Genomic DNA, 17,676 nt, shown 5'->3' with positions numbered 1-17,676 from the left:
CAACAGGCAAGCAGGCCCGCCGACAGGCAACGAGTCCCACCACAGACGCCCCACCGACCTGCACAACAGGTCAACGGGGCGTCCACGCGCGCGGAAGCAGGACCAGGCCGCCACCCTCACGCACCACCTGTCACCTGCCCCAGATCTTCCGGTAGGCCTCCCGGTAGCCCGAGGGGTCCCAGGACGTGGCGCCTTTGCTGGTGGCTGCCGTGGAGACATGGACGGGCGCGACATAGCCGCTGGCCGGACGGCCGGAGAAGGCGCGGTTGAACTCGTCGAGGATCTGCCAGCCCTGGAGCGACAGCGGTTCGGGGACGGTGGCCGCCTGGTACTGCTCGCTGTTGATGCGCTGGAAGGCGGACGGGTCGCCGTCGCCGGCGCCGATGTTGAAGGGCGGGCCGGAGCCCTCCTCTCCGGCCGCGCGGAATGCGGGGGCGGCGTCGGCGAAGTACAGGTCGTTGATCGCCACCGAGTAGGTCCACCGGCTTCCGTAGCGGGAGAGGAGGGAGGAGACCTCCCTGGGGGTCCGGCTGCTCGCGTCCTCGATCGGGATGTTCTCGTACGCCAGCAGCCGCACGCCCGCACAGACGGCCAGCCGCTTCCTGATCAGCTCGGACTTGTGCTTGGCGAACGGAATCGAGGCGTCGGTGAAGAGGACCACCCCGGCGTTGCCCCGGGAGCGTGCGATGACCCACTGCGCGCTGATCGCGGTGACGTCGTCGACGTGGGTGGTGACGTTGGTGAAGAGCCGGGGTCTCATACTGGGGCCGGGGGAGTCGACCGCGTGCCAGCCGATGAGGGGGATGCCGGCCGCGGTGGCCCGCGCGACCTGCTGCGAGGTCGAGTCGGGGTCGAAACCGCCGATGACGATGCCGGAGGGCCTGAGGGAGACGGCCTCGCTCAGCGCCGCCTGGATGCCGGCGGGAGTGCCCTCGCCGTCGATCACCCGGACGTTCCAGCCGATGACCTTCGCGGCCTCCCGCACGCCCTGCGCGACGCCTGCGACTCCGGGGTTGGTCATGGTCTGCGCGACGTAGACGATCGTCTTGCCGGACACCGCCGCGGGGCCGCTGGTGGGCCCGTTCCAGGGGACGTCGGCCTGCTCCGCCCGGGCGACGGCGGCCTGGGCCTTTGCCTGGGCCGCGGGGCAGCCGCTCGGGCCCGTGGTGGAGACCGCGGGGCCGCTCGACGAGCCGCGTTGGCAGCCTGCGAGGACGGCTGCCGCTGCCAACAGGGCGATGGAGACGGATCGTGCCTCCACGATGCCGGGGACGGCCCTGCGCTTGCGGTGCACGGAAGCTCCTCCCGGAGGGATGAGGGGCGCGGAAGGGACCGCGGCAGGGATCAAGGAGTGGCACCGCCCCGCGCCGAGGACGGCGGCTGCGGGGGTGGGGCGAGTGCCTCACGGGACGCGTCGGCCCCGATGCGCAGGTGGCGGGCGGAGTAGCCGGCCAGTCCGACGGCGAGAAGGAGGGTGCCTCCGTAGAACAGGGGGACCGTCCAGAATTCGGCGCCCATCTGGCCGATGCCGGTGAGGCCGACCGCGAGCACGGCGACGGCGACGAGCGTGCCCAGGGCGTTGGGACGGCCGGGTCTGATCGCGGTGGAGCCGAGGAGGGCGCCGACGAAGGCGGGCAGCAGATAGTCGAGACCGACACTGGGATTGCCGATCTGCTGCTGGGCCGCGAGCAGCACACCGGCGAAACCGACGATCAGTCCCGATGCGCCGAACGCGTAGACGGTGTACCTGCGGGTCGGGATGCCGACGAGGTCGGCGGCGCGCGGATTCGAGCCGACGACGTAGAGGTAGCGGCCGAGCGGCAGCCGCTCCAGCACCAGCCAGAGAGCGACGGCGAGGGCCAGCACGTAGAAGGCGGGAACCGGAAGCCCCAGGAACGTGGAGTCGTAGAGGTCGGTGAACGCGGCGGGGAGACCCTGCGGGCCGGGGACGATCCGGCCGCCGCCGGTGATCCAGCCGGTCACCGCGTACATCATGCTGCCGGTCCCGAGGGTGGCGATGAAGGAGTCGATACGGCCGAACTCGACGACGACACCGTTGAGGACGCCCACGACCGCCCCTCCGGCGATCACTACGAGGCAGGCCCACGGCCAGGGCCACCCCTCGTTGACGATGAGCTGCATCGCCATGACGTGTGCCAGGCCGAGGCCGTAGCCGATGGAGAGGTCGAACGCGCCGGTCACGACGGGGACCGTCGCGGCGAGCGCGAGGACAGCGGGGATCGACTGGTTGGACAGGATCGAGTCGACCGTGTCCCGCGTGGGAAACGTGCGGGGCAGGGCGAGGGAGAAGACCAGGACGAGCAGAGCGGTGAGGGCCAGCAGGCCGTAGGCGCTGACGAGGTGTCCCGCGGGGCTTCGGTGCGGCCGGGACGGGGGCGTGGAGGGGGAGGGCGAGGCGGTCATGGCGTCGCCCCGCTTCCGGAGGGGGGCATGGCCGAGGCCGCCCGGGTGAGCCCGGCGACGGTGAGGGCCGGACCGCTCAGCTCGGCCGTCACGGACCCGCGGACGAACACCAGGGCGCGCCGGCACACGCCCGCGACCTCCTCGAAGTCCGTGGAGACGAGCAGCACCGCGAGGCCGGTGGCCAGTGCCTCGTCGAGCAGGCGGTAGACGGCGGCCTTGGCTCCGACGTCCACGCTCGCGGTCGGCTCTTCCAGGATCAGCAGGCGCAGGCCCACCCGGTGCCACCGGCCGAGCATGACCTTCTGCTGGTTCCCGCCGGACAGCGTGCCGATCGGGACCTCGCTGTCGCGGGGACGCACCGTGAACCGTTCGATCAGGCCGGCGGCCACGGCGCGTTCGTGGCGGGGCGCGATCCAGTGCAGCGCCGGCACGCCTTCGGCACGCGGGTTGGCCAGGAGGTTCTCGCGCACGGTCAGCTCGGCGGCGCAGCCCTCCCGCTGTCTGTCGCCGGGCACGAGGCCGACACCGAGGCGGACGGCGTCGGTGACGGTGCGGGGGCGGTACGGCCGGCCGCCGAGGAGTGCCCGGCCGTCGAGCAGGGGCCGGGTTCCGGCGAGGGCCCGGCCGAGGTCCGTGTGCCCGGCGCCCGAGAGACCGACCAGGCCCAGGACCTCCCCGGCCCCGAGTTCCAGGCCTACCGGCCCGGTGCCCGGGGTCCGTACGCCGTCGAGGGTCAGGACGGGCGGGCCTCCGGCGGGCACGGTGGCGGGGCGGTAGTGGGTGAGTTCCTCGCCGACGATGTCATGGACCAGCCGGGCGGGGTCGTGGCCCGCCAAGGCGCCGTGGCTGACGAGATGGCCGTCGCGCAGGACGGCGAAGGTGTCGGCCACCTCGTACACCTCGTCCAGCCGGTGGGTGACGTAGAGGAGGCCGTGCCCCTGGTCGCGCAGGGTGTGCAGGACGCGGAACAGCCGGGTGCAGTCCGTGGCGGGCAGTCGGGCGGTCGGCTCGTCGAGGACGATGAGTTCCGCCCGGGAGGCCAGGGCTCGGGCGATGGCGACCAGCGACCGCTCGGCGGGGGAGAGACGGGCGATCGGCGCGGCAGGGTCGAGGTGGGCGGCGACGGTGAGCAGGGCATCGGTGCACTGCTCCCGGGTGCGCCGCCACGAGATCAGTCCGGCGCGGCGCTGGTAGCCGGTGCTCAGGGCGATGTTCTCGGCGACCGTCATCCATTCCACGAGCCCGAGGTCCTGGTGGATGAAGGACATGGCGCGGGACGCACCGTGAGTCCCCAGCGGGTGCCTGTCCACCGTGACCTGTCCCGCCTCCGCGTGGTGGATGCCGGCGAGCACCTTGATGAGGGTGGACTTTCCGGCTCCGTTGGGTCCGAGGAGGGCGAGGACGCCGCCCGCGTGGACGTCGAGGTCGACTCCGTCCAGCGCGAGGGTCCCGCCGAACCGCTTGGTGAGACCGCGGATGCGGACCAGGGGGTCCTGGGAGGTGTCGGGAGGGTCGTGCACGGACATCTCCGAGGGTCGGCCTGGCGAGTTCTTCCCGACTGTCGCCAGTGATCCTAATCGGCCGGTCAACGGCATTTCGTATATTTGCCGCCCCGTGTGACACCAACGGGTCAGCGGCGTTGCCGCTCTCAGCCACCGTCGAGGCCGCACTCGGCCCAGATGACCTTGCCCTGGGGCAGGTACCGCGTACCCCAGCTCTGGCACAGCTGGGCGACGAGGAACAGGCCCCTGCCGCCCTCGTCGGTGGTGGCCGCCCGGCGCAGATGCGGGGCGGTGTTGCTGGTGTCGGAGACCTCGCAGATCAGGGTGCGGTCGTGGAGCAGCCGTACCCGGATCGGGCCGGAACCGTGCCGGATGGCGTTGGTGACCAGCTCGCTGAGCATCAGTTCCGCGGCGAACGCGGTCTCCTCGAGTCCCCAGTCGGCCAGTTGCCGCATGGCGCGGGCGCGCACTTCGCTGACGAGGGCCGGGTCCGCTTGCAGGTCCCAGGTGGCGATCCGGCCGGGGTCCAGGGCGTGGGTGCGGGCGACGAGCAGGGCGATGTCGTCTCCGGGGTGGTTGGGCGCCACGGTGTTCAGAACCACCTGGCAGGTTTCCTCCGGTGTGCGCTCCGGATGGGCCAGGACCTCGCGCAACCGGCCGAGGACCACGTCGACATCGCGGTTGCGGTCCTCGATGAGTCCGTCGGTGTAGAGGACCAGCTGGCTGCCCTCCGGGAGATCGATCTCGACGGCTTCGAACGGCAGGCCGCCGAGCCCGAGAGGAGGCCCGGCAGGCAGCTCGGGGAAGGACACCGTGCCGTCGGGGCGGACCAGCGCGGGCGGAGGATGCCCGGCACGGGCCATGGTGCACCGCTGTGTGGTCGGGTCGTAGACGGCGTACAGGCAGGTCGCACCGATGATGTCCGCCGCGTCGTCGGCGGGGTCCTCCCGGTCCAGGCGTCCCACCAGGTTGTCGAGATGGGTGAGGACCTCGTCCGGGGGGAAGTCGAGTTCGGCGAAGCTGCGCGCGGCGGTGCGCAGCCGGCCCATGGTGGCGGCGGAGAGCATGCCGTGGCCGACGACGTCCCCGACCATGAGGCCGATACGGGTGCCGGAGAGGGGGATGACGTCGTACCAGTCCCCGCCCACGTCGGACTCGGCGGGAAGGTAGCGATGGGCGACCTCGACGGCGTCCTGGTCGGGCAGCCCCTGGGGGAGCAGGCTGCGCTGCAGGGCCAGGACCATGGTGCGTTCGCGTGTGTAGCGCCGGGCGTTGTCGATGGACAGGGCGGCACGGGCGGCGAGTTCCTGGGCCATGGAACGGTCGTCGTCGCCGAAGGGCGCGGGGTCCTGCCCGCGGTAGAAGGCGGCGATGCCCAGGACGACACCGCGGGCCACCAGAGGGACCGCGATGAGGGAGTGGACGTGGGTGAGCAACTCCGCCGAGTGCTCGGGATCGTGGGCGAGCCAGCCCGCGGCGACCTTCAGATCCGGCTCCAGTACCACCTCCCCGCTGGTCAGACAGCGCAGCTGCGGCGTGGCCGGGCCGTAGTCGACCTGCTTGCCGACCGGATGGAAGGGGCAGTCTTCGCGGATGCCGTGAACCACCGTACGGCGCAGGTCGCCGTGCGGGTCGGCGGACTCCTCTCCGCGCAGTACGGCCTCGGGCAGGTCGATCGTGACGTAGTCGGCGAGCCGTGGGACGGCCGTGCGAGCCAGTTCCTGGGCGGTGCGGCGCACGTCCAGGGTGGTACCTATGCGCGTACTGGCCTCGGACAGCAGCTCCAGGCGGCGCCGTGCGGCGAGGGCGTACCGTCCCACCTCCGGCTCCCCCACGAGCAGCAGGCCTCTCGACGGGGGTGCGCAGGCCAGGTGATCGCCCTGCGCTCCGACGACGGTGACGCCCCTGCCGCCCGAGGCGACCTGGCCGGGTGCCGCGATGGCGACGGCCCCGGGCGGCAGGACGACACGGGGGGTGGCCGGCTCGGCAGGGAACCCCGCAACCTCGTCCGTCTGCCATGGGGCGACGAGGGGACTTCGTGGTGCGGGCCCGGGCAGGACGGCCTCGACGGCGAGGCCCTCGACTCCGGTGGCACTCGTCATCGGACGGCTGAGCAGCGTGACACGCCGGCCGTCGGACAGGGCAACGTGGACAGCCGCCCGCTGCGCACAGGAGATCAACTCGGTGGCTTTCTCCATGAGGATCTCACGGTCATGGGGGTGCTGTCCGAGGGCCAGTTCGTCCAGCCCGACGGTGTGGTGACGGCCGACGGCGGCTTCGGCTTCGGTGTCCAGGTACGCCCGTAGCAGGGCGCGCTCGCGTGCGGAACTGTGGCTCAGCAGCCGCCGTTCGATGGCGTGCGCAGCCTTGCGTATCACGGTGGCCAGCGCGGGATCGTCGAAGCTGCGTGGATAGCCGAAGCACAGGACGCCCTCGATACGGCCGCTGAGCGGGTCGCGGACCGGAAGCGCGCGGCAGGCGCTCGACTGGGAGCGCTCGGCGAAGTGCTCGGCACCGTAGACCCGGATGAGCTGCCGCTCCGCCAGCGCGAGACCGATGCCGTTGGTGCCGGCGAACTGCTCGGCGAACACGAATCCCGGCACGCTCTGGATCGCCGGGAGGCTTCTGGCCAGGGACGCCTCTCCGAAACGGCGCAGCAGGACCGTTCCGCTCGCGTCGGCGACAGCGATGTTGAGCTGACTGCCTGCGAACCTGTACTGCAGCCGGTCGAGCACCGGTACGGCCGCGCCGACTATCCGGGCGTCCGTATCGAAGTCCTCCCGGAAGGGGAGGTCGGACCCGTCCGGTGAGAGTCCCAGGGACCGGCAGCGCTGCCACGAATCCGAGATGGCTGAACGTACGCCCGCTTCGACCGGCCCACCCTCCAGAAACCGCTCCCGCGAAAGGACGGGCCCTGTGCCGCCTGTCGCACGCCCCGTCGCCGTCGGTGCCCCGCCGAACCGAACCACGCTGCGCCTCACTCGCGATAGCCCGCTGCGCTGAAACATCTGGCATAGACGAGAATACGGACATTAGGGGCGTGAGTCACGAAAAGGCTGTGCATGTGCATGACCATGAGGGTCGGTCGTCACAGGACCGCCACCGGGTTGACCGGCGAGCCTGTTCCCCCGGGGACGTTCAGCGGCGCCACGACCAGCAGGAACTCATACCGCCCGGCCTCCGCGGTGGCGGCGGAAAGGGCTTCCAGATCGAGGTTGTCCAGCAGCGGGACACCCATCGCGGCCAGGGCCAGGGCATGGATCGGCGAGTGCACACCCGCCACGGGCGAGGGCCGTACATCGCTGTCGCCGTCACCGCCGAGCAGCGCGATGCCACGCTCGGCCAGCAGCGGCACGGCGTCCACGTGGAAGCCCGCGCTTGCCGTGTCCGGGTTCCACGCGCCGAGCTCCGTACGGCGGCGGACGTGCCCGGAACGCAGCAGCACCGCGTCACCCTCGCCGATCGTCACGTCGAGCGCCCTCTCCGCGGCGGCGATGTCCGCTGCGTGCACCGCTCGTCCCGGCTCCAGCCAGCGGATCCCGAGGGCGGCCGGGAGGTCGAGAAGCACCCCCTTCGTGACGAGGGGCCCGAGCGTCGACACCGCTGCGAAGCGGGAGCCCGCGGTACCGACGACGTCGCCGGCCGCCCGGCCGTCGTAGAGCTGCCCCCGGAAGGCGACGTGGCACAGGGCGTCGAGATGCGTGACGCCCTTGCCGTGGTAGTCGGCGGCGATGAAGTCCTTGTAGGCGGAGGGTTCCGGGCTCTCCACGTCGCCGAGGTCGGTCATGTGGTGCAGAGCGGGCTTGCGGTTGTCGGGGCCGGGCCGGGTGTTCCAGGGCAGTGCCAACGGGACGACCACCCCGGACCGCACTCCGGCCGTGGCCCGCCGCACATGCTCCGCGGTCACCCGGTTCCAGGCACCACGGTCGGCCGGAGTCCAGCGACCCCAGGTGCGGACCGCCTCGAAGAGCGCGTCGAACTCCCGACGGGAGACGGCGGGGCCGTTGCCGGTCACGGCTGAGCCGGGATCGGGGGCATCGGCGGACTTCGAGGTCATCTGTACTCACCCTTCTCCGGGCGGGACGCGGAGGAGCGTGGCGCTCGTGATCAACTCCAGCTTCGCACAGCGGCTCCCCCGGGCGATCGGGATGCCGTGCCGACCGGTCCGTCCCTCCTTGCCGCACAGGACGGCCCAGGTGTGTGCTGCCCCGGTCCGGGACGACCATGGATGAAGGCAGAACGCCCGCCGATGCGGCACGAGCCAAGGCGTCGATCGGGAGGGAAGATGAGGCATGGGCACGATGGACTCCTCCCGAGCAGCCGCCGGCCGGTCGGTGGCCGGTCCCGGCGCGCCGCCCAGCGGCCTGCTGGACCTGCTCAGCGTCGCCGCGGTGGTGCTGAACGCGCAGGGCCAGGTGGTCTTCTGGAGCCCGAAGGCCGAGGAACTGTTCGGCTACACCGCAGCGGAAGCGCTGGGACAGTCGGCGGCTGGGCTGACGGTCCACGAGGAGCACCGGGACGAGGTGGTCAAGTTCTTCGCGGAGGTCATGGAATCCGGCACCGACTGGGCCGGGGCCTTCCCGATCCGGCACAAGGACGGCAGCACCCGCCTGGTGGAGTTCCGCAACATGCGGTTGCTGGACGACCTCGGCGACGTCTACGCCCTGGGTCTCGCCGCGGACCAGGCCACGGTGGAGCGGGTCGAGCGAGATGCCGCCCTGGCGATGCGTCTGGTGTCCCAGTCCCCGGTCGGGCTGGCCATTCTGGACACGGAGCTGCGGTACCTGGCCGTGAATCCCGCCCTGGAACGCATCACCGGTCAGTCCGCCGCGGATCGCCTCGGCCGACCGGTCGGCGAGGTCCTGACGTTCCTGGACACGGGTCCCGAGGCGCGTCTGCGCCGTGTCCTGGAGACGGGCGAGTCGGTCGTGGACCGGGACATCGTCTGTCGTCCGCCCGGCGACCCGGACCACGATCACGCCTGGTCCGTCTCGTACTACCGGCTGGAGGATTCCGGCGGGCGGGTGCTGGGCCTGGCCTATTCCGTCATCGACGTCACTGAGCGTTATCGAGCTGCCGCCGAGGCGGCACAGGCCCGGCAGCGGCTGGCCCTGATCGCGAGTGCTTCCGCCTCCGTGGGAACCACCCTCGACCTGGAGACGACGGCGCGTGAACTCGCCGACCTCGTCGTACCGGCCCTGGCCGATGTGGCAGCCGTGGACGTACTCGACAGTGCCCTCGACGGCCGGAGCGCGCCGCGCGAGGGCCCGGCCCGCTTCCGCGCCCTCGCCGTCAGCGCGGCCTACGCCACCGAGGCGGTCCGCGCGGCCGACCCGCCGGGGGGACTCGCCACCTACGACAGCGACCGCCTGATCACCCAGTGTGTGCGTACCCGTCAGCCGGTTCTGCTGCCTCACACGACACGTCAGGACCTGGAGCGCATCGCCCGCCACGGCCCGGCCGCCGCCCTCCTCGCGGCGTCCGGCGTGCACTCCTACCTGGCCGTACCGCTGATGGCCCGTGGCGAAGTCCTCGGTGCCCTCGACCTCACACGCACCCGCAACCCCGCTCCATTCGATGACGACGACGTACTGCTCGCCCGGGAGTTGGCCGCCCGAGCCGCGGTCTGCATCGACAACGCCCGTGGATACCAGGCCCAGCGCCATGCGGCCCTCACCCTCCAGCGCAGTCTGCTTCCCCGGCTCACGAGGGACTTGCCGGGTCTTGAGGTTGCCTGCCGCTACCAGCCCGCCGGCGCCACGAGCGAGATCGGCGGCGACTGGTACGACGCCATACCTCTGCGGGGAGACAAGACCGCCCTGGTCGTCGGGGACGTCATGGGCAGTGGCATCAGCGCCGCCGCCACCATGGGCCAACTCCGTAGCGCTGCCCGCGCCTTCGCCGAACTCGATCTCGCCCCGGCCGAGGCCCTGTACCACCTCGATCACCTGGCCGAGGGGGTCGAGTTGGCCATCACCACCTGCATCTACTGCGTCTGCGACCCGCACCAGGGCCAGTGCCGGATATGCCTCGCCGGCCACCTGCCCCCGGCCCTGCTGCGTGTCGGTCACGCAGCGCGGCTTCTCGACCTCCCCACCGGCGCACCACTGGGCGTCGGCGGGGTGCCCTTCGAGGCCGCCACGCTCCCCTTCCGCCCCGGCGACGTGCTGGTCCTGTACACCGACGGCCTGGTCGAAACCCGAAGCGAACCCATCGACGCCCGCCTGGATGCCCTGCTCGACGCCCTCACGGCGACGCGTGGTCACGGTCTGGAAGACACCTGCGACCGCATCCTGGAGATTCTCCGGCCGCCCGGTGGTGAGGACGACGTCGCTCTGCTCATCGCGCGAGCTCAGGCCTGAGCGGAGGACTCCAGCTCGGTGAACGTCCTGGACCTTGTCAGGACCGGCACGATGATGGCCGGATGGACGCGTCCGTCGGGTCCGGCGCACGGTCTGCGCGCAGTCGCATCCGACGGTCGATCCGGTCACCGTACAAAGCGATGCGGCTCGGGGCGCCGTCGGCGCTGACCGGTCTGACGCGCTCCGAGGGCCGCGCCTCCTGCGGCCTCCCGCGCGAGCGCAGGGAGCAGGAGTTCGCCGCCCGTGGTGGTGAACTGCTCGCCGCCGTTGCAGGGCACCGCGAACGTCGCAGGAGCCGACGGATCGTGCATCGGCCAAGTGGGCCGGCCAGAAGCCCGGCCCGACCAGGCGCAATGACCGAAGACCCCGGCCCCCGAGCCCGCCCGGCCCGACGGCATGGCGACGTGAGGTGTTCGCCGATCATCACTGATGTCATTCAGTCTTCGACGATCCGTTGACTCCGGCCGGACAGCCGTGCGACGGTGAGGATCATGGACCGTAGTCTGACCCCGGATCACCTCGAGTTCTTCGAGAAGGAGTTCGCCGCGCGGCCGGTGAACCGGCTGATGCAGAACGCCGTCACTCAGACACCGGTGGACGATGTCGCGCTGGACCGGCGGATCCTGACCAGCATCGACCACTCGGTCTCCCACCACCTGGACGACTGGAAGGCCACCAACCAGAAGCAGAGCGGCCGCTGTTGGATGTTCGCGGGGCTCAACCTGCTCCGCGTCGGCGCAGCGCGGAAGCTGGGCGTGAGGGACTTCGAGTTCTCTCAGAACTACCTGCTCTGGTGGGACAAGTTCGAGCGGGCGAACCACTTCCTCGAAGCGGTCATCGACACCTCGGACCGGGACGTGGACGACCGTACGGTGGCACATCTGCTGACGGACCCGATCAGTGACGGCGGACAGTGGAACATGTTCGTGGCGCTGATCGCCAAGCACGGCCTGGTGCCCAAGTCGGCCATGCCGGAGACCGACAGCTCCTCCGCGACCCGGGCGATGAACCGGGCCCTGAAGACCCTGCTCCGCCAGGGCGCCCGCGATCTGCGCGGGCGGGCCGGCGAGGGGGCCAAGGCGCAGCGGGAGCGCAAGCAGGAGGTGCTGGCCGCCGTCCACCGCGTGCTCAGCATCCATCTCGGGACGCCTCCGCAGCGGTTCCTGTGGCAGTGGGAGGACAAGGACAAGAACTTCCACCGTGACGGCTGGCTCACCCCGGCCGAGTTCGCCGCCTCCTACGTACAGCTCCCGCTGGAGGAGTACGTCTGCCTGGTGCACGACCCGCGCGAGTCGAGCCCGTTCGGCCGCACCTTCACCGTCGAGTACCTGGGCAATGTCGTGGATGGCCCGCCGGTGGTCTATCTCAACGCCGAGATGGAGCTGCTGAAGCGGCTGGCCATGGAGTCGATCGTCGGCGGCGAGCCGGTGTGGTTCGGCTGCGACGTGACCAAGATGATGCGCGGGGACGTCGGCGTCTGGGACGCAGCCCTCTTCGACTACGCGGCCGTCTACGACGCCCCCTTCACCATGGACAAGGCCACCCGGCTGCTGCACCACGACACGGAGATGACCCACGCGATGCTGTTCACCGGCGTCGATGTGGTGGACGGCGACCCGCGCCGCTGGCGGGTGGAGAACAGCTGGGGCGAGGAGAAGGCCGACAAGGGCTTCTGGACCATGAACGACTCGTGGTTCGGCGAGCACGTCTTCGAGATCGCGGTCCGCCGCTCGGCCCTGCCCCCGGACCTGGCCGCCGCCCTCGACCAGCCGCCGATCGTCCTGCCCGCCTGGGACCCCATGGGCGCTCTCGCGGACTGAGACCCAAGACCCGAGGAGAACGCCGCCGCGACGGCGGTCCGCGCCAACGGGACGGCAGCGAGGAGGTCCGCAGCTATGCGGGCAGCCGTCACGAGGTCGGTGCGCGGACCCCTCGTCCGCCATGGGCCGGGCCGGCTCGGCCATCGACCGGCCGACCGGCTCGGCGACGGCTGCCGTGATCGCGGCGGCCAGGCTCTCGACGGTGAGGTCCGGGAACGGCAGCGGCTGGGGGGCGACTCCCAGCCGCCGCAGATGTGCCGCCCAGAGCGCCGGGTCAGCCACGACCGGGACCGGTACCGCGGGGACCCCGGCCCGCAGCCCGGCTCCGGTGGTGCCGGCCCCGGCGTGGCTGACGACGGCGGCCGTGAGGGAAGACAGCCGACCGTGGGGCAGATCGCCGACGGCCAGGACGCCGTCGCCCGTTCTGCTCAGCCCGGCCCGGCCCGCCTCGCCGCGGCGGCCACCAGTGCGCCGAGCCGCTCGCCCCCGGGCGCCATGCTGCCGAAACCGATGAACACCGGGTCCGGGCGAGTCTGGAGGAAGCCGACCAGTTCGGCCGGCGGTTGCCGGCCCTGCGATCGGCAACTCCGTCCGGGGAGGAACGGAGTACGGGCGGAACCCTGGTTCGCCCTGCGCCGCTTGCCGGACGGGCACGGCACACACCCATCGAGGGGCGGTGTGAATGTCACGCCTCAATTACCTTGTTGTCCTTACGTCTTGACGTTCCCCGCTGCTTCCGCGTTTGCTTCCGCCACCTGGGTTCCCAGATGCTCCCTGATCCGGAAGGCACCTGCCGTGAACGCTCCAACCCCCCACAGCACCCCCGTGCGTCATCTCGCGGTGGCCGTGACCGCCACCGCCTCGGCTCTCGCCCTCACCGGGTGCGGCGCCCTCGGCAGCGTCGGCGGGAGCGGCAGTTCCGCGCCCTCGGCGAAGGGCGACGACATCACGGTGGGGCTGCTCCTGCCCGACAAGGACACGGCCCGCTTCGAGAAGTTCGACCACCCCATCATCAAGAAGGAGGTCGCCGCCCTCACGAACGGCAAGGGCAAGGTCGTCTACGCCAACGCCGAGGCGAGCCCGGCCACGCAGAGCCGACAGTTCCAGCAGATGGTGGCCCAGAAGGTCGACGTCGTCCTGGTGGACGCGCTGGACGCCAGGGCCATCGCGCCGGACGTGCGGAAGGCCAAGGACGCGGGGATACCGGTCATCGCGTACGACCGCCTCGCCCAGGGTCCGGTCGACGCGTACGTCTCGCACGACAACGAACTCGTCGGCCAGGTGCAGGCGCGCGCCATCATCAAGGCGCTCGGTCCGAAGGCGTCGAGCAGCAAGATCGTCATGATGAACGGAGACCCCGCCGACCCGAACACCGCCCGGTTCAAGGAGGGCGCGCTCGGCGAACTCCGTGGCCAGGTCGACATCGTCCAGCAGTACGACACCGAGAAGTGGTCGCCCGCGGTGGCCGAGGCGAACATGAAGAAATCGATCCGGTCCGTCGGGCTGGACAACATCGCCGCGGTCTACTCGGCGAACGACGGTATGGCGGGCGCCGTCATCGACGCGCTGAAACAGGCGGGTGCGACCAAGGTCCCGCCGGTGACCGGGCAGGACGCGAATCTGGACGCGGTGCAGCGGATCGTCTCGGGCGAGCAGTACATGACCGTGTACAAGTCGTTCCTGGACGAGGCCACCGACGCCGCGCAGATGGCGGTGGACAAGGTCCAGGGCAAGGACATCCAGTTCGACGCGCTGACCCGCGACACGGTCGACAGCCCGACCACGAAGAAAATCCCCGCGAGGCTCGTGCCGGTGGTCGCCCTCACGAAGGACAACATCAAGGACACGGTGATCGCGGACGGCGTCTACACCGTCAAGGACATCTGCACCCCGACGTACGAGGCGGACTGTGCCGCGATCGGCCTGAAGTAGCTCGGCCGGGGGCGGACGGTGGACGGGCGGAGGGGAGAGAGAGGGGAGAGGGCCGAGGCCGCTGCGCAGATCACCACCCAGGCGTCGGGGCGTCCGCCCAGCCGTCGAGCGGCGCCGCGGGCGGGACGACCGGGCCCCGTCCCGGCCCGTCCCGGCTGGCCGTTCCTCCGTTCGGGGGCCACGGTCCCTGGCCCGCCGTCCCAGGTCCGCAGGGTTCCGGCCCCCGGGCCGAAGGCCCGCCAGTACCGGCCCTGCCGCCGGTCCCCGGCCCGCCGCTCACCGGCCCACGATCCGCCACCGGCCGGTGCCGGTCTGCCGGTCTGCCGCCCCACAGGCCCGCCGCCCGGCAAGTACGCCGCCCCACAGGCCCGCCCGGGCCCGGCATGCTTTACCCCAGCCGTACCTTCCGGACGCCCTCCGGCCATGCGCGGTGATCAGACTTCCGGTCGCGCGTCATCGGGACGCGTGACGAGGAGGGGATCAAATGAGACGTCTGGCAATCGCGACCGCGGCCGCGTCGGCCGTGGTGCTGTCCCTGGCCGGCACCGGACCGGCCGACGCCGGCACGCCGCAGGTCCAGGGACGTACGCCCAAGCTCCAGGCACGCGACGACGCCTACACCGCGCACGTCGGGCGGACGCTGACCGTCGGCGCGCGCCGTGGCGTACTGGCCGATGACACAGGCAGCCCGGCGACCCTCGTCGCACACACGAAGACCGCCCACGGCACGCTCGCGCTCCAGCAGGACGGTTCGTTCCGCTACACCCCTGACGCCGGCTACCGCGGCACCGACACCTTCACCTACCGGATCAGCGACGCCGTACGGCTGTACCGGACCCATCTGAAGCCCCTCGCCACCATCGGCGGGGTACGGGTGACCGCCGGTGCGTACGGCTCCTCCCTGTACCCGGTGCCCGGCTCGAAGGACGAGTTCTACGGCCTGACCGACCGTGGCCCGAACGTCGACGCGCCGAACGGCGACAAGGTGCTGCCGCTGCCCGACTTCGACCCCGCGATCGGGAAGTTCCGGTTGACGGGCACCAAGGCCGTACTGGAGCGGACCATCCCGCTGCGCGCTGCCGACGGCACCCCGTACAACGGGCTCGTCAACTCCCAGGCGGGCACGGGCGAGAACCTCGTCGACCTCAACGGCAAGGCGCTGCCGCACTCGCCTTACGGCTACGACTCCGAGGGCCTCGTGGCCATGCGCGACGGTACCTTCTGGGTGTCGGACGAGTACGGTCCCTACGTCACGCACTTCGGCCCCGACGGCCGGGCCATCGCACGGCTATCCCCGTTCGACGGCTCACTCCCCGCCGAGCTGGCCAACCGGGTGCCCAACAAGGGCATGGAAGGCCTGACCGTGACCCCCGACGGCCGCACGCTCGTCGGCATCATGCAGTCCGCGCTCCAAGCGCCCGACCTGTCGAGCGGCGTCAAGGTCAAGCACATCACCGCGCTGCGCATCGTCACGTACGACCTGCGCAGCCATGTCACGCACGAGTACGTGTACCTGCTCGACGACCCCAAGACGAACAGCGGCGCGGTCAGCGAGATCACCGCCCTGAGCAGCACCCGCTTCCTCGTCGACGAACGGGACGGCAACACCGAACCGGGCGCCTACAAGAAGCTGTTCGCCATCGATGTCGCCGGCGCCACGGACATCGGTCCGAAGGCGACGGTGCCGGGCACCGCGTACGACGCGGCGAAGGGCGGGCTGCTCGTCGGCCCGGCCCAGCAGACGATCGAGGCGTACGTGGGCGCAGGGAACACGGCGGCAGCGACGGCCGCCCTGAAGGCCGCGGGCATCACCCCCGTCACCAAGAGCCTCGGTCTCGACCTCGGCGGCCTGCTCACCGGCCTCGACCCGGCCGGCGGCTTCTTCGGCCACGACAAGATCGAGGGCGTCGCCACGACGGACGGCGGCCGTACCGTCGTCGTCAGCAACGACAGCGACTTCGGAGTCGACGGAATCTCCGACGCGACGCCGGTCCCGCCGTACTCCCTGCACGCCAAGACCCTCCCGGACGGCACGCAGGACGACGGTGAGTACCTGGCCGTCGACACCGCCCGCCTCCCTGCCGCGACCAGCACGGCGACGGTGACGATCACCGTCAGGTGACCCAACCCGCGGGAAGAGCCCGGCACTTGGCGCGTGCCGGGCTCTTCCGCTCTGCTGTACTGCTGGTCTGCCGTCCGGTCTACTTGGTGAAGGCCGAGACGCCGTTCGGGGTACCGAGACCCGTCGGGCCGTCGTAGCCCTTGCCGGCCTTGCACAGGTAGTCGCTGCAGGAGCCGTTGGAGCCGCTCGTGACGTCGTTCAGCTTGTCCGGGTGGGCGTAGGGGTACGAGGCCGGAGTGTCACCGGAGCCCGGGGTGCCCGCGAGGGCGTAGACACCGGCGATGAACGGCGAAGAGGCGCTGGTGCCGCCGTACACGTTCCAGCCGCTCGCCTGGTAGGTGTCGTAGACGGCGAGGCCGGTGGCCGGGTCGGCGACGGACGCGACGTCGGCGACGGTGCGCTTGGTGCAGCCGGTGTCCTTCTGCCAGGACGGCTTGGTCTCGTACTGCGAGCAGCCCGAGCCTGCCCCGTCGCCGCCGGCGGACGTGCCCCACACGGACTCGGAGTAGCCGCGGGTGCTGCTGTCCTTCTTGAGCGAGGTGCCGCCGACGGCGGTCACGTACGGGGAGGCGGCCGGGTACTCGACGCCGTAGCCGCTGTCACCGGAGCTGACGGTGATGGCGACGCCGGGGTGCTTGAAGTACTGGTCGTCCGCCTTGGTGTCGTCGGCCGACTCGCCGCCGCCGTAGCTGTTGGAGACGTACTTGGCGCCCTGCTTGACGGCCTGGTTCACGGCCGCGCCCAGGTCCTCCATGTTGGCGGACTTGGCCTCGACGAGCAGGATGTGGCACTGCGGGCAGGCCGCGCTGACCATGTCGACGTCGAGGGAGATCTCGCCGGCCCAACCCGAGTCGGGCGTAGGGTAGTTGGAGCCGCCGTCCTGGTCGATCTTCTTGAAGCAGCCGTTGCTCGTGCTGCACTCCGGCAGACCGTACTGGGAGCGGTAGGCCGCCAGGTCCTTCTCGGCGTTCGGGTCGTCGTTCGCGTCGACGATCGCGACGGTGGCGCCCTTGCCGCCGTCCTTCGGCAGGTTGTAGGCGGCCTGGAGGTCGGTCGGCCCGAAGCCCTGGGGGGTGTCGTGGCGGCCGAGCGACTTCTGTGCCTTGAGGTCGGTGCGTACGACCGCCTCGCACGCCATGTAGCCGGGCTTGCTCGGCTGCGAGCAGAGCCGGTGGGTGTGCACCGCGGCGGCGGACGTGGCGGTGGAATGTGTGGTGGTGGTCGCGAAGGCTGCCGACTGCGTGGCGATGGCGAGACCGCCGGTGATCAGGGCCGCTGCGGACAGCAGTGCGGGCGCGCTGCGGCGTATCGGGTTCCTTCTGCGATGCGAATGCAATGAACTGCCCTCCGTGGGGGGATGGATGGGCTCCGCGACGGCGGCCGGAAGCGATGTCGCGTGCCCCGCCCACCGAAGTGGCGAGAGCATGACAAGCGCTTTCCGTTGGGGGTGGCCTAGTGGAGCCCGTTTCCGGGCGTGTTGTTGGTGTGCCACCCCGGTCAGTGGTGGCTGTGGA

Annotated in this window: 11 protein-coding genes and 1 pseudogene; 4 read left to right on the top strand and 8 right to left on the bottom strand. The window is 71.2% G+C overall.

Features of this window, described 5'->3' with window-relative positions:
- Positions 1-130: 130 nt before the first annotated feature.
- The 5 genes from ADK64_RS18225 to ADK64_RS18205 all read right to left on the bottom strand — a co-directional run bounded on the left by ADK64_RS18225 (position 131) and on the right by ADK64_RS18205 (position 7,983).
- Positions 131-1,294 carry a substrate-binding domain-containing protein gene (locus tag ADK64_RS18225; RefSeq protein ID WP_053660205.1) on the bottom strand — a complete coding sequence of 388 codons (1,164 nt, stop codon included), beginning with the start codon at positions 1,292-1,294 and terminating at the stop codon, positions 131-133.
- Between the two features lie 50 nt (positions 1,295-1,344).
- Complete coding sequence (locus tag ADK64_RS18220; RefSeq protein WP_053660203.1) at positions 1,345-2,424, bottom strand: ABC transporter permease; 1,080 nt, start codon at positions 2,422-2,424, stop codon at positions 1,345-1,347.
- The gene (locus ADK64_RS18215) at positions 2,421-3,950 is read right to left on the bottom strand and encodes a sugar ABC transporter ATP-binding protein (RefSeq protein WP_053660202.1); all 1,530 of its coding nucleotides are present in this window, start codon (positions 3,948-3,950) and stop codon (positions 2,421-2,423) included. The genes ADK64_RS18220 and ADK64_RS18215 overlap by 4 nt, the downstream gene beginning before the upstream one ends.
- Positions 3,951-4,072: 122 nt before the next feature.
- A complete protein-coding gene (locus tag ADK64_RS18210) occupies positions 4,073-6,895 on the bottom strand; it encodes a SpoIIE family protein phosphatase (protein ID WP_053660200.1) in 2,823 nt (940 codons plus the stop codon).
- Positions 6,896-7,014: 119 nt separating this feature from the next.
- Positions 7,015-7,983: a cyclase family protein gene (locus ADK64_RS18205; protein WP_053660198.1), complete on the bottom strand. Its 969-nt coding sequence runs from the start codon at positions 7,981-7,983 to the stop codon at positions 7,015-7,017.
- 235 nt (positions 7,984-8,218) lie between these two features.
- Between ADK64_RS18205 and ADK64_RS18200 the strand changes: the two genes are divergently transcribed.
- Positions 8,219-10,288: a SpoIIE family protein phosphatase gene (locus ADK64_RS18200; RefSeq protein WP_053660197.1), complete on the top strand. Its 2,070-nt coding sequence runs from the start codon at positions 8,219-8,221 to the stop codon at positions 10,286-10,288.
- Positions 10,289-10,413: 125 nt separating this feature from the next.
- Here the strand turns inward: ADK64_RS18200 and ADK64_RS45985 are convergent, their stop codons facing one another.
- Entirely contained in the window at positions 10,414-10,599 is a 186-nt protein-coding gene (locus ADK64_RS45985; protein ID WP_159046291.1) for a hypothetical protein, read from the bottom strand.
- Positions 10,600-10,779: 180 nt separating this feature from the next.
- Here ADK64_RS45985 and ADK64_RS18195 point away from each other — a divergent pair, with 180 nt between their 5' ends.
- The gene (locus tag ADK64_RS18195) at positions 10,780-12,108 is read left to right on the top strand and encodes an aminopeptidase C (protein ID WP_053660194.1); all 1,329 of its coding nucleotides are present in this window, start codon (positions 10,780-10,782) and stop codon (positions 12,106-12,108) included.
- A gap of 195 nt (positions 12,109-12,303) precedes the next feature.
- On the opposite strand, the pseudogene ADK64_RS48680 reads toward ADK64_RS18195, so the two are convergent.
- Positions 12,304-12,762, bottom strand: a pseudogene (locus ADK64_RS48680) (glycosyltransferase); the annotation flags it as partial.
- 171 nt (positions 12,763-12,933) lie between these two features.
- Here ADK64_RS48680 and ADK64_RS18190 point away from each other — a divergent pair.
- Positions 12,934-14,040 carry a sugar ABC transporter substrate-binding protein gene (locus ADK64_RS18190; protein ID WP_053660193.1) on the top strand — a complete coding sequence of 369 codons (1,107 nt, stop codon included), beginning with the start codon at positions 12,934-12,936 and terminating at the stop codon, positions 14,038-14,040.
- Positions 14,041-14,524: 484 nt separating this feature from the next.
- Positions 14,525-16,162, top strand: a complete 1,638-nt coding sequence (locus tag ADK64_RS18185; protein WP_053660191.1) for an esterase-like activity of phytase family protein — start codon at positions 14,525-14,527, stop codon at positions 16,160-16,162.
- Positions 16,163-16,241: 79 nt separating this feature from the next.
- Here the strand turns inward: ADK64_RS18185 and ADK64_RS18180 are convergent, their stop codons facing one another.
- Positions 16,242-17,498 (bottom strand): S53 family peptidase, encoded by a 1,257-nt coding sequence (locus ADK64_RS18180; RefSeq protein ID WP_234384619.1) that lies wholly within the window; start codon positions 17,496-17,498, stop codon positions 16,242-16,244.
- Between the last annotated feature and the right edge of the window lie 178 nt (positions 17,499-17,676).

It is taken from the genome of Streptomyces sp. MMG1121, from assembly GCF_001280015.1.
Classification (GTDB): Bacteria; Actinomycetota; Actinomycetes; order Streptomycetales; family Streptomycetaceae; genus Streptomyces.
The sequence above is the reverse complement of the archived record's forward strand: the minus strand, read 5'-3'. Positions and strand labels throughout refer to the sequence as shown.

What these genes read in the sequence shown, in the direction of transcription:
- ADK64_RS18220 (WP_053660203.1), bottom strand. Translation starts at nt 2,424, where the DNA reads ATGACCGCCTCGCCCTCCCCCTCCACGCCCCCGTCCCGGCCGCACCGA.
- ADK64_RS18215 (WP_053660202.1), bottom strand. Translation starts at nt 3,950, where the DNA reads ATGTCCGTGCACGACCCTCCCGACACCTCCCAGGACCCCCTGGTCCGC.
- ADK64_RS18205 (WP_053660198.1), bottom strand. Translation starts at nt 7,983, where the DNA reads ATGACCTCGAAGTCCGCCGATGCCCCCGATCCCGGCTCAGCCGTGACC.
- ADK64_RS18200 (WP_053660197.1), top strand. Translation starts at nt 8,219, where the DNA reads ATGGGCACGATGGACTCCTCCCGAGCAGCCGCCGGCCGGTCGGTGGCC.
- ADK64_RS45985 (WP_159046291.1), bottom strand. Translation starts at nt 10,599, where the DNA reads ATGCACGATCCGTCGGCTCCTGCGACGTTCGCGGTGCCCTGCAACGGC.
- ADK64_RS18195 (WP_053660194.1), top strand. Translation starts at nt 10,780, where the DNA reads ATGGACCGTAGTCTGACCCCGGATCACCTCGAGTTCTTCGAGAAGGAG.
- ADK64_RS18185 (WP_053660191.1), top strand. Translation starts at nt 14,525, where the DNA reads ATGAGACGTCTGGCAATCGCGACCGCGGCCGCGTCGGCCGTGGTGCTG.